Raw genomic sequence first — 11,712 nt, 5'->3', positions numbered from 1 at the left:
GGATCAACTGCTCCATGGTGTAGGCGCTGGAGCGGATGATCCCGGAGCTCAGAAATAGCCCGCTGATAGTGTTGCGACGGTAGAACGATAGGGTCAGGCGGACGACCTCCTCCGGCGTGAATCGCGCCCGCGGCACGTTGCTCGAGCGCCGGTTGACGCAGTACTGGCAGTCGAACAGGCAGAAGTTGGTCAGCAACACCTTGAGCAGCGACACGCAGCGGCCGTCAGGGGTGAAGCTGTGGCAGATCCCCATGCCGTTCGACGACCCGAGCCCCGCCTTGCCGCGCGACGAGCGCTGGGGCGCGCCGCTGCTGGCGCAGGAGGCATCGTACTTGGCGGCATCGGCGAGAATGGAGAGCTTGTCGATCAGTTCCATGCGGCAATCCTGTGGCCTGTCTCGAATACTGTCTGAATATACAGTATTCGAGAACGCCAAGATCGACAAGGTGGATCGTCCGAATCCGAGGCCGGCGTCGAGGCCGGAAAGGTCGAAGCGGTCAGCCGGCGTGGGCTATCCGTCCCTCGATCCACGCCCTGACTTCGGGGTAGGGTCGCTGCTCGTGGACGCCGAACCCGTTCAACTGCCGCGCCTTGAGCGGCGTGAACACCGGCATCGACAGCCCGCACAGGAAATGGGCGATGCGCTGCACGCCGGGCGACGTCCCGAGCTGTTCGCGGTGGCGTTCGATGAACGGACCGGCCTGGCGGGTGAAGTCGGCATCGGTCAGCTCGGGCAACGGCGGCGCCCCCGGCAGACGCGCGACATGGCCGTGGCAGACCGAACAGTGGCCGCAGCCTTGGGCGGCCTGAACAGAGTGGCCGCAGCTTTGGGCGGCCTGAACAGAGTGGCCGCAGCCTTGGGCGGCCTGAACAGAGTGGCCGCAGCCTTGGGCGGCCTGAACGGTCTGGCCGCGACTTCGGTCCGCCGGGGCGTCATCGTGCTCGAACCGCATGTCGCCGAAGTAAGCGGCGAGCCGTCGGGTCAGGCAGGTGTCCGATTCGAACAGGTCCAGCATGGCCTGGAGGCGGTCGATCTCCGCCTGCTCTCGTGATCGGCTCTCCGCCAGCAGTCGATCGGTCAGAGCGTCGATGTCGAATTCGGGCTGGCGCACCTCGTAGACGTCGGTCATGCGTTTGCCTTCCAGCACCACCCAACCCTTGTCCTGGAAGTATTCCAGTGCGGCGATGACCCTCGCGCGCGAGGCGTCGAGTCTCGCCGCTTCGCCGGCCCGATGGAGTCGCTCGAAATCCACCGTGCCCCAGGTCCTGGCGACGGCGATGTTGTCGACGAGCAGGCGTACGAAGTCGGCTCGCTCGCCCTCGAAGCGCGCGACCAGGTTGGCGGGCTCGTCGAGATAGCGCAGCCGGTACTCGGCCAGGTAGGCGAAGCGGGGCACGATGACGCCATGCATCTCGAGTCGGACCAGCAGCGTCTTCAACGGCAGCAGACGGACGTTGCTGTCGCGGGAGAGCGTGTTGAGCAGCACCGGCCACTGGCGCGCCGGTTGGCGGCCGGCGTCGGCGATCTCGCTCAGCACGTGGCGGATACCCTCCCGCTCCGGCGTGTCGCCGTAGACGAAGTTCTCGAGCACGCGCAGGCCGTCGCGGCCGGCCAGCATCAGGCAACGCGACGGCTTGCCGTCACGCCCGGCGCGCCCGATCTCCTGGCTGTAGTTCTCGATCGACTTGGGCAGGTCGTAGTGAATGACGTTGCGGATATCGCCCTTGTCGATCCCCATGCCGAAGGCGATGGTGGCGACGATGCAGGGAATCTCGCCATCCATGAAGCCCTGCTGGATCCGGTCCCGGGTCTCGCTGTCGAGGCCGGCGTGATAGGCGTGGGCCGAAAGGCCCCGGCTCGCCAGCGCCCCGGCCACCGACTCGGCGGTCTGCTGCAGCGTGACGTAGACGATGGTGGGCGCTTCTCGGCCAGGCTGCTGCTGCGGGACGAGCCAGTCGACCAGCGCCGGCAGGCGGCGTTCGCTCTCTACCGGCTGCACCAGCAGCTCCAGGTTATCGCGATAGAAGCCGGTGGTGACCACATCCTCCTCGGCGATGGCGAACTTGGCGCGCATGTCGTCGATTACCGCGGGCGTGGCGGTGGCGGTCAGCAGCAGCGCCTGGGGGATGCCGAACTCGCGCTGGTAATCCGGCAGCTTCAGATAGTCGGGTCGGAAATTGTGACCCCACTCGGAGATGCAGTGCGCCTCGTCGATCACCAGCAGCGAGATCGCCACCTGACGCAGGAAGTGGCGAAAGCGCTCGTTCTTGAGCCGCTCCACCGACACCATCAGGATCTTCAGCTCGCCGCTGCGGGCGCGCTCCATGATCTCGCGGGCGGTGTCGCGATCCTGGGTCGAATCGAGGCTCGCGGCCGCCACCCCATGGCGCTGGAGAAAGGCCAGCTGATCCTGCATCAAGGCCAGCAGCGGTGAGACCACCAGGGTGAGATGCGGCAGGTGAAGCGCCGGCAGCTGATAGCAGAGCGACTTGCCGGCGCCGGTGGCGAAGATCGCCGCGGTGGAGCGACCGGCGATGACGCGTTCGACGACGGCCTGCTGGCCGCCGCGAAAGGCCGGGAAGCCGAATACGTCGAGCAGGGTCTTGCGGGCGCTTTCGATGTTCGCCTGGGTCATGTTCTCTCCTGGGGCCATGGCGCGGTCGTATCCAGCGAACGCTCCTCGGCCGACTCGTCGGTGGACGGTTCGGTCTGGTGTGGCGTCAAGGCCGGCTGGGCGTGCCGCGACGAGCGATAGCTGACGCCGTGACGCAGGCGGGGAGCCTCCGGGCCGCTGTGCAGCGCCGTGACCCGATCGATGATGGCGCGGTCGGCCAGGGTCAACCGATCCAACATGCGCAGATGCTGCAGCCAGTTGGGCACCAGGAAGACCTCCTGCCACAGGTCGCGATCGACGACATCCCGATAGAGCGACCAGCGCTTGGCGCCATTGCGCAGCCGCAGCCGGCGAAGCGGGCGCACTGCGCGGGCGAATTCCCGCAGGTGGTCACCGTCGATGCGGTACTCGACGGTCACCATCACCGAGCCCCGCGCCGGGTCGAACTCGAAATCGGGGCGATCGGTGTGGGCTTCCGGCGCCTCGACCAGATCGCCGGCGTCCAGGTTCGGCAGCCTGGAGGGGAGCAGCAGCAGCGCCGAGACGATCAGCAGGGTGCCGGCCAGCATCAGCGCCATCTGCACCCCCAGCCCGTCGGCCAGTTGCCCCCACAGCAGCGAGCCCAGCGTCAGCCCGGCGTAGAGGGCGGTCTGGTACAGTGCCAGCGCCCGCGCCTTGACCCAGTCCGGTACCAGGATCTGTACCGAGGAGTTGTAGGACGCCACCGCCGCGATCCAGCAACTGCCGCCGACGATGAGTGCCGGGAACAGCACCCACAATGTCTCGAGACCGCCCAGCGCCAGCATCACCAGACCCAGCAGAATGGCGGAAAAACTGATCAGGCGACTGCTGCCGAGCCGCTGGCGCGCCCGGTTGACCAGGGTGCTGCCGGCGATGGCCCCGATGCCGAGGCCCCCGAGCATGTAGCCGTAGAGCGAGGCACTGCCGCTGGGATGCTGATGAGCCAGCAGCGGCAGCAGTGCCCACAGTGCGCTGGCGGAGATCCCGAAGATGAACGAGCGCATCATCACCAGCCGGGTGACGCTGGAGTACTGGACGAAATGCAGCGCCGCCTTGACCCCTTCCCAGATCCGTTCCGGCGGCAGCGACTTGGGCAGCACGGCACGCTTCCAGCGCCACAGCGCGGCGATCAGCCCGCAGAAGCAGAGCACGTTGAGCAGGAAGATCCACGCCGGACCCACCGCCGCCAGCAGCAGCCCGCCGATGGCCGGGCCGATGGCGCGGGCGGCGTTGTAGTTGACGCTGTTGAGCAGAACCGCGCTCGAGACCAGATTGCGCGGTACCTGTTCGTTGACCGCCGCCTGCCAGGCCGGCGTGGTGATAGCACCGCCGATGGAGACGCACAGAATCGAGGCAATCAGCAGCGCCGGCGAGAGCAGGTCGAGAAAGGCGATCGCGGTAACGAACAGCCCGCCGAGCACTTCGATGCCCAGCCCGAACAGCATCACCTTGCGGCGATCGTAGTTGTCGGCGATCACGCCGGTGACGATCGACATCAGCACCAGCGGCAGCGCCGCCGCGACCTGGATCATCGCCACCGCCACCGCGCCGCCGTCGTTCGAGGTCACCACCCAGGCCGCCGCCACCGACTGTGCCCACACCCCGAGGTTGGCGAACAGGTTGGCGATCCAGATCATGCGGAAGGCGGGGACGCCCAGCGGGGCGAAGGTGCTGACATCCGCCGGGCGTGGCGGGGTCTGTTCGGGTTCGAGGGTCAGATCGCTCTGGCGGGAAACGGGTTGCAGCATGACGAGCTCGCAGACAGGAGGCGAATCGGAAGGCACGACCGGGCGAGCGGACAAGGCCCGGCGCTAAAGGTTAGCATCCTGTCTATGGTAGCGAGCGTCCAGTGCTATCGCTTACCGGCAAGCCATATGTCGATCAGGGATAGGTGTCGGCGTTGCGGTTACTGCAGCACCGCAATGGGGCAGGCGTCGGCGGGGTGGTTCATGACCCGCATCGGAATGCCGTAGATGGCTTCCAGGTTGATATCGTTCATCATGCTGGCGGGCGCGCCTTCGGCGAGGAGCTTGCCGCTGTGCAGGGCGACCAGGTGATCGCAGTAGCGTGCGGCCATGTTGACGTCGTGGAGCACGATGATCACGCCAAGCCCCAGCTCGCGACAGAGCTTGCGCACCAGCGCCAGCACCTCGACCTGATGGGCGATGTCCAGCGCGGCCAGCGGCTCGTCGAGCAGCAGGTAGCGGCTGCCCTGGGCCAGCAGCATGGCGAGCCAGACCCGTTGCCGCTCGCCGCCGGAGAGGGTGTCGACCAGGCGGTCGGCGAAGGCTTCGGTATGGGTCAGGGCGATGGCGCGCTCGATCTGCTGATGGTCATGGCCGTTGAGGCGGCCCAGCAGGCCATGCCAGGGGTAGCGGCCGAAACCGATCAGTTCGCGGCAGGTGAGGTTCTCGGCGCTGGGCAGATGTTGCGGCAGGTAGGCGACGTGGCGGGCGAATTCTCGGGGCTTCCACTGCGACAGCGGTCGGCCATCGAGCCGGATGCCGCCCTGGCTGACCGGCTGCTGTTGCGCGAGCAGCTTCAGCAGGGTCGACTTGCCGGAACCGTTGTGCCCGATCAGGCCGTAGACCTGGCCTTCACCGAAGGTGAAATCGATAGGCGAGAGCAGTGTCTTGCCCGCAATCTCGAAGCTCGCCGACTGGACTTCGAACATGGCAGGGGCAACCTCGCGGTGAGTGGTGGGTCACGTGATGGAATGCAATCCTAATTCAAATACGAACGGTTATCAAAGGCGGTTGTCGCCGTTTATCGTCTGGCAGCGTCCGTTGACTGCCGAATATCCCTGTCCCAGGAGCGCGAGCCCATGAAAGTCTGGTTGTCGATATTGCTGTTCGCGCTCGTCGGTGCGGGCGTGCTCTCCGCCGTGGCCTCCCATGAACCGTTCGAGCCACGCATGGTGAGGCTGGAAACCCAGCGGGCGCTGCCGTCGCTGGCGGATGGGCTGGCCGAGGAGTCGGCGGAGATCAATGCGCTCTTCCTGAGCTACGCCGACGAGCCGGCGCTGTGGGCCGCTGCCTGGCTGGCGATCCGCAATCACGGCGATCTGGCCCGCGAGGCGCTGGTCGACTACGGGCTCGATCCGGCGTTCCAGCGGGTACTGGTGCGCTACGGTGCGGATGCGGTGCTGCCGGTGGTCTATTACCGCGATCATGACATCGCCACGCTGCGGGCGCAGCACTGGCTGGGAACCCGCTATCGTCAGGCCAGCGAGCAGCTCGATCGCTGGTGGGGCGAGGACGAGGAGAGCGAGTCTCGAGACTCGTCCGGTGCGGCCAAAAACGCGAGTCAGGCCGAAAACGCGATCCCAGAGGAAAGCGGCAAGGCCGGCACATCGCTGACGCCCGTGCGCCGCGGCCAGGTCGCCATCGCCATTCTCGACGCCAAGGGCCACGCTTTCCTGCAGCAGTTCGTGGTCGATCCCGACGGCGAGGTGCGCTGGCTGCAGAGCGAGCGCGTCGTGAGCGACCTCGGTGATCTCTTCACCAGCGGCCTGCGCGATCTGGAGAGCCAGTGGCGACGCGGCGAGGCGATCGGGGCTGCCGATATCGGCTGGGCGGGTGTCGACCTGCTGGTGATGGCCAGCGCGGTCAAGGTGCTGCGGGCCGGACGCGCGGCCCGCGTGGGCGCCGCCGCCGAAGGGCAGGGCGCGCGGGCAGTCGGGCGCGGCGTGCTGGCCGGTGGCGGGCGCTTCGTCACGCTCTCGCGGGCAGCCAGGGTAGCGGCGATCACCGGCACGGCCTACGTGGTCGTGCGTCATCCCAGCCTGGTCAGCGCGCTGGGGGCCAACGCCGCGCGGTGGCTTGGCTGGCCGGTGTGGCTGGGGCAGTTCCTGATCTGGGTGGTGGTGCTGTTGCCGCTGTTGATCGTGGCACGGTTCGTCTATCGCTGGGGGCTGGCGCCGCTGCTGTGGCTGTTGGTGCCGTTGCTGAAAGCGACCTCGAGAACGCCGCGCTGGCTGACGAGCCGGCAGCGGTCGCCTGGCGATGGCACACTGCGTGATCGACCGGAAAACGATGCGAGAGTGGATCCCACGTTATGAAACACGACGCCTGCGATGATGAAGAAGCCTATCGCCTGGCTTTCGAGCCGCCCGATATCGACACCTATATGCGGCTCCGCCGCGAGGCCGGCATGAATCCGCGCAGTACCGCCGGTGCCGAGCGCGGCCTGCCCGGCAGCCTGTTCGCCGTGCAGATCGTTCACGAAGGCGAATCTGGAAACGAGACGGTGGGCATGGGCCGCGTCGTCGGTGACGGCGGCTGCTTCTATCAGGTGGTGGATATCGCCGTGCAGCCGGCGCACCAGGGGCGTGGCCTGGGCAAGCGGATCATGGGCGAGATCCGCGCCTATATCCTGCGCGAGGCGCCGGAAAACGCCTTCGTCAGCCTGCTGGCGGACGGCGAGGCCCACCGGCTCTACGCCCAGTTCGGTTTCGAGCCCACCGCGCCGCATGCCATCGGCATGGCGTGGTATCCCGACCGAGCCGGCCATCGGTCGGTCGAAGGCTGACTGGCCGATCGCCGGGCGATCAGTGGCGTGACTCGCCGTCCAGCGCCTCCAGCTCGTCCTGGCAGCGGGTCATCGCCTGGGCGATGTAACGCCCCGCCATGCGCTCCGAGACGCCGAGGCGCTGGCCAATCTCGCGCTGCGTCAACCCTTCCAGCCGGTGCCAGATCAGTGCCTGGCGCAGCCTTGCCGGTAGTGCACCCAACGTCCGCGTGAGCTGATGGACACACTGTCGCTGGCAGGCATCGGTCTCCGGGCAGACGCGCGGACAGACCAGTACCGGCTCCAGCGCGTCGATGGCGATCAGTTCGGGATGCTGGCGGCGCCGATGGTCGATCAGCAGATTGCGAGCGATACGGAAGAGATAGGCGCGGGGATTGTCGAGCACCCGGCGCACGGGGGCGTCGAGCAGACGCAGGTAGGCGTCATGGCAAAGATCGGCGGCCTGGTCCCGTGAACCCAGTTGGCGATCGAGAAAGCCGAGCAGCTCATGGTGGTGCTGACGGTAGAGGGATTCGAACATTGCTTCGCGCATGATGGCGGCCCCGAGGGCAGGACGACAAGAAGTGCCGCGATCATGGCAAAAATGAGAATCATTAGCAATAAAGAGTGTAGGCAATAAGTCCTACTGGCAACCCCTCGTATTGCAGCCGTCGCAGGCCGGGCGCGGTGAGGCGCGCCCGACCGTGGCAACGTGTCCGCCTGGGGCGGTTCAGGTCGATGCCACCCGCACTTCGCGCTCGCCGTTGCCTTTGTCCGAGGCAGCGGGAGTGGGTCGGCAGGCGGCGATGGGATTGACCAGCGTACCGGCGAACTGCAGGTTCTTCGACGGATCGGCGAGGTCGATCATCTGGCGGTTGTTGCGCAGCTGCAAACGGTTGAGGCACGACAGCGTGAACTCGGGCGCGAACAGGTCGAAGCGTTCGAACTTGTCAGCGAATTGCGGGTGTCGCCGCTGGTAGTCGATCACGCACGACGCCACCAACTGCCAGAAATCGTCCTCCTGGAGCTGGTTCGAGGCCACCAGGATCTCGGCGAGGAAACGGAAGAAGCAGTCGAACAGATCGGTGAAGATCGACAGGATCTTGAGGTGCTCCGGTACCTCCACCGCAATGCGGCGGGCCGCTTCCGGCAGCGACTGGCCGTTGTCGAAGATGCCGGTCTCCTCGCCGATATCCTTGAGGATCGCGCCGACCGGCACGTGATCCTCGAGCTGCAGGATCAGGTTCTCGCCGTGGGGCATGAACACCAGGTCATGGGCGTAGAAACAGTGCAGCAGCGGTGTCATGTAGGCCGCCAGATAGCGCTCGATCCAGCTGCGTGCGCCGATGCCGGAGGCGTCGATCAGCGCCGGCAACAGCGCATCGCCATCGGCGTCCCGGTGCAGCAGCGCAGCCATGGTCGTCAGCCGCCGATGGGGCGCGATGCGGGTATAGGGGCTCTCCCGCCACAGGCACGCCAGCATCTTCTGATACGGACTTTGCTTGTCGGTAGCGGCCTCGAAACCGGCGTGGTGATAGCCCAGCGTGGCAACTTCACGCAGTACGCTGAACCCCTGCGCCTGCAGTTCCGGATCGCTTGCGACCAGGTTCTCGACCCAGGCATTGATGGCCGGCGTGCCGCGCATGTAGTGAGGCGACAGCCCGCGCATGAAGCCCATGTTGAGGATCGATAGCGCGAACTTGACGTAGCGGCGCTGGGGCCGCGAGACGTTGAACCAGGTCCGGATCGACTGCTGGGCGCGGTAATTGTCGTCCGCCTCGCCGAGCAGCACCAGGCGCTGCTCGGCCACTTCGCCGGCGAAGGTGATCGCCAGCTTGTGGCGCCACTGCCATGGGTGGACCGGCATCAACAGGTAGTCATCGGGATCGAGCCCGAGCCCCCGCAGCCGGTCGTCGAAACGCTCCCGTACCGAGGCGTCCAGCTCCTCGGCGAACAGGGTCTCGGCATCGAGGCCCTCGATGGCGCTGTACTCCGTGCAGTGGCGCGCGGCGGCCAGCCACAGCGGACGGATCGCGGCGCCGGCTTCCGGCGCGTAGCGGTGATAGTCCTCGATATCGAAGCCGATCCGGCCGCTGTTGGCGACGAAACAGGGGTGACCTTCGCTCATCGCCGTCTCGAGGGTCTGGAAGTCGGCCAGCGCGAGTTCGGCGGCCGGCGGTACGTCACGGCCTGACTTGTAGGCCATGCCGGCCAGGGTGCTGGCGATCTCCTCCAGGTAGGTGGGCAGATTGTCGGGATCGATGCCCAGGCGCGCCCGGCACTCGAGCAGGAACTGCGCCACGTCCAGCGGTTGGGAGGCGCCGTCGCGCGTCTTGGCCAGCGTATCCTCGTCGATCCACCAGTGATCCAGCGCCATCCGGCGCGCGCGGAACCGGTAGCGAATGCCGTCGCTATCGGTGGCGAGGGCGTAGTCGGCCCAGCCGTTGGCGTCGATCTCGGTTTCCGGTACCGGCTGCAGCAGTCGCTCGTGGGCGAACTCGCTGATCGCCTTGCACAACAGGTCGCGATTGGCGCGGTGCCAGCGATCGGGCCGCAGATGGGCGCTGGCCTCGCCCGTGGCGGTGTCGCGGCGCCGCGAGGCGTGCAGCGACTCGAATCGCTCACGGGTGCAGAAGCCCAGGCGGGCGGTCTTCTCCGCCAGCCGGATCTCACCCGCGTAGACGAATCCCGCCCGGCGGTTGAGCGGGTGGATCCTGTCGTTGGTGACGTCCGGTTCGACGACGATGCGGCGCGCCTCCGGATCGCTGAACAGGAAAGCCACGATGGTATCGATCACGGCCTGACTGAAGCCGTGGATCGGCGCGGCCGCCGGCGCTTTCGGCGCGACCAGGAAGTGCATGCCGCGGTCGCCGGGCTGGACGGCGTACTGCTCGCCGACCGGATCCTGGCGGGGGTCGTAGCATTCGACCAGAAATGCCGGCTGGCCGTCATGGAGGCCGATGAACGCCTGGGCGCCGTCGCTCTGCTGCATGTCCCAGTAGAAGGCGGCGACCTGATCCCGGCTGTCGCCGTTCATGCCCCAGAAACGGGCGCGGTCACTGCTGACCCAGTCGAACACGAGCGCGAGATCCTGATCCAGCGCGAGGGGGCGAAGGGCGAGGGTGCCGATGCCCGGCCAGTCGCGACGGAAGCGAACCTCGGGCGAATAGAGGCTGCTGGGCGACGAGGCCTTCGTCTCGAGGTCGCTCACGCTGCCCGTGGCGGCGGGCAGCCGGCTCTGCGGTAGATTCATGCGTCTCTCTCCTGACGGCAAACGGAAATGGCGAACTGGCGCGGGACAGCGGTCATGCCGTGGCTCGCTGCGGCTGGAACACGCGGTCGTCGGGTGCGCCGAAGTCCTGGAAGGTGAAGCCGCGCTCCACGGGATAGACCTCGCGGCCGGCGAGTTCGCGGATGATGCAGGCGTTGCGGTAGCACGCCATGCCGAGATCGGGGGCGACCAGGCCGTGGGTATGCAGCTCGGCGTTCTGGACGAAGATGTCGTCGTCGATGCCGATGCCGTAGTAACGGCTGACCGCATAGCGCCCGGCGCCGTCGCGGCGGATCCGCTCCTCGATCGGGGCGAGGAAGGCGGGTGCCTGCGCCGCGTAGCCGGTGGCCAGGATCACGCCCTCCGTCTGGTGTTCGAAGCACCGGTCCTGCTCGGTGTGGGTGAAGGTCAGGTCGAAACGGCGACGGGCGGCATCGAAGCGGCAGCTCTCGAGCTGGGCGCAGGTCAGCAGGTGGGTATCCACCTTGCCCTGCAGGCTCTTGGTGTAGAGGCGGTCGTAGATGGTGTTGATGAGCTCGAGATTGATGCCCTTGTAGAGCCCCTTCTGCTGGCGCATCAGCTCGTCCCGGGTCGCCTCGGGCAGGGCGTGGAAATAGTCGATGTAATCCGGCGAGGTCATCTCGAGCGTCAGCTTGCCGTACTCCAGCGGGAAGAAGCGCGGCGAGCGGGTGACCCAGCTCAGGGTATAGTCGTGGGTGTCGATCTCCTCGAGCAGGTCGAGATAGATCTCGGCGGCGCTCTGGCCGCTGCCGACGATCGTGATCGCCGACTTCGCCTGCAGCGCGGCCTTGTGATCGAGATAGCGGGAGGAGTGCACCACGCGCTCCGCCACCGGCTGGCAGCACGTCGGAATCATCGGCTCGTTGCCGGTGCCCAGCACCAGCCGGCGGGCGCGGTAGATGCGATTCTCGTTCTTTCGAGTATCGCGGCAGCGGATGCGATAGCACTGCTCGGCGTCGTCGTAGGTGATGCTCTGGACATCGCGATGGAAGCGCAGCGACTCGAGCTGCGTGGTGACCCACTGGCAGTACCGGTTGTACTCGCTGCGCAGCAGGAAGAAGTCCTCGCGTATGTAGAAGTTGTAGAGTCGCCCCTGGGATTTCAGATAGTTGAGAAAACTGAAACGGCTGGTCGGGTCGGCCAGGGTGACCAGGTCGGCCATGAAGGGCGTCTGCAGGGTGGCGTCCTCGAGCAGCAGCCCGGGGTGCCAGTCGAAGCTCGGACGGCGCTCGAGGAACAGGCCGTCGAGATCGTCGATGGGATCGGTCAGGCAGG

At 66.8% G+C, this 11,712-nt stretch carries 8 protein-coding genes and 1 pseudogene; 2 read left to right on the top strand and 7 right to left on the bottom strand.

What is annotated here, in order from left to right; genetic code table 11:
- The 4 genes and pseudogenes from AC3AYF_RS12260 to AC3AYF_RS12245 form a co-directional block, all read right to left on the bottom strand.
- Positions 1–376: pseudogene (locus tag AC3AYF_RS12260) on the bottom strand (putative DNA modification/repair radical SAM protein); the annotation flags it as partial.
- 121 nt (positions 377–497) lie between these two features.
- Positions 498–2,636 carry a RecQ family ATP-dependent DNA helicase gene (locus AC3AYF_RS12255; RefSeq protein WP_295037827.1) on the bottom strand — a complete coding sequence of 713 codons (2,139 nt, stop codon included), beginning with the start codon at positions 2,634–2,636 and terminating at the stop codon, positions 498–500.
- On the bottom strand, positions 2,633–4,384 hold the full coding sequence (locus AC3AYF_RS12250) for an MFS transporter (RefSeq protein ID WP_487779793.1): 1,752 nt from the start codon (positions 4,382–4,384) through the stop codon (positions 2,633–2,635). The genes AC3AYF_RS12255 and AC3AYF_RS12250 overlap by 4 nt, the downstream gene beginning before the upstream one ends.
- Positions 4,385–4,542: 158 nt before the next feature.
- Positions 4,543–5,310 carry an ATP-binding cassette domain-containing protein gene (locus AC3AYF_RS12245; protein WP_487779792.1) on the bottom strand — a complete coding sequence of 256 codons (768 nt, stop codon included), beginning with the start codon at positions 5,308–5,310 and terminating at the stop codon, positions 4,543–4,545.
- 150 nt (positions 5,311–5,460) lie between these two features.
- Between AC3AYF_RS12245 and AC3AYF_RS12240 the strand changes: the two genes are divergently transcribed.
- Both AC3AYF_RS12240 and AC3AYF_RS12235 read left to right on the top strand, forming a co-directional pair.
- Positions 5,461–6,696: a hypothetical protein gene (locus tag AC3AYF_RS12240; protein ID WP_295037831.1), complete on the top strand. Its 1,236-nt coding sequence runs from the start codon at positions 5,461–5,463 to the stop codon at positions 6,694–6,696.
- Complete coding sequence (locus tag AC3AYF_RS12235) at positions 6,693–7,166, top strand: GNAT family N-acetyltransferase (RefSeq protein ID WP_295037833.1); 474 nt, start codon at positions 6,693–6,695, stop codon at positions 7,164–7,166. Before AC3AYF_RS12240 ends, AC3AYF_RS12235 begins: the two co-directional genes overlap by 4 nt.
- 19 nt (positions 7,167–7,185) lie before the next feature.
- Here the strand turns inward: AC3AYF_RS12235 and AC3AYF_RS12230 are convergent, their stop codons facing one another.
- The 3 genes from AC3AYF_RS12230 to AC3AYF_RS12220 form a co-directional block, all read right to left on the bottom strand.
- Positions 7,186–7,698, bottom strand: coding sequence for an RNA polymerase sigma factor (locus AC3AYF_RS12230; RefSeq protein WP_295037835.1), 513 nt, complete (start codon positions 7,696–7,698; stop codon positions 7,186–7,188).
- A 177-nt stretch (positions 7,699–7,875) separates the two neighbouring features.
- The gene (locus tag AC3AYF_RS12225) at positions 7,876–10,398 is read right to left on the bottom strand and encodes a GNAT family N-acetyltransferase (RefSeq protein ID WP_295037837.1); all 2,523 of its coding nucleotides are present in this window, start codon (positions 10,396–10,398) and stop codon (positions 7,876–7,878) included.
- 52 nt (positions 10,399–10,450) lie between these two features.
- A partial coding sequence (locus tag AC3AYF_RS12220; RefSeq protein ID WP_295037840.1) for a lysine N(6)-hydroxylase/L-ornithine N(5)-oxygenase family protein occupies positions 10,451–11,712 on the bottom strand: 1,262 nt, incomplete at its 5' end.

It is taken from the genome of Salinicola sp. (assembly GCF_982684285.1).
Note: the sequence above shows the minus strand (reverse complement) of the source record. Positions and strands in the feature narration are given on the sequence as shown.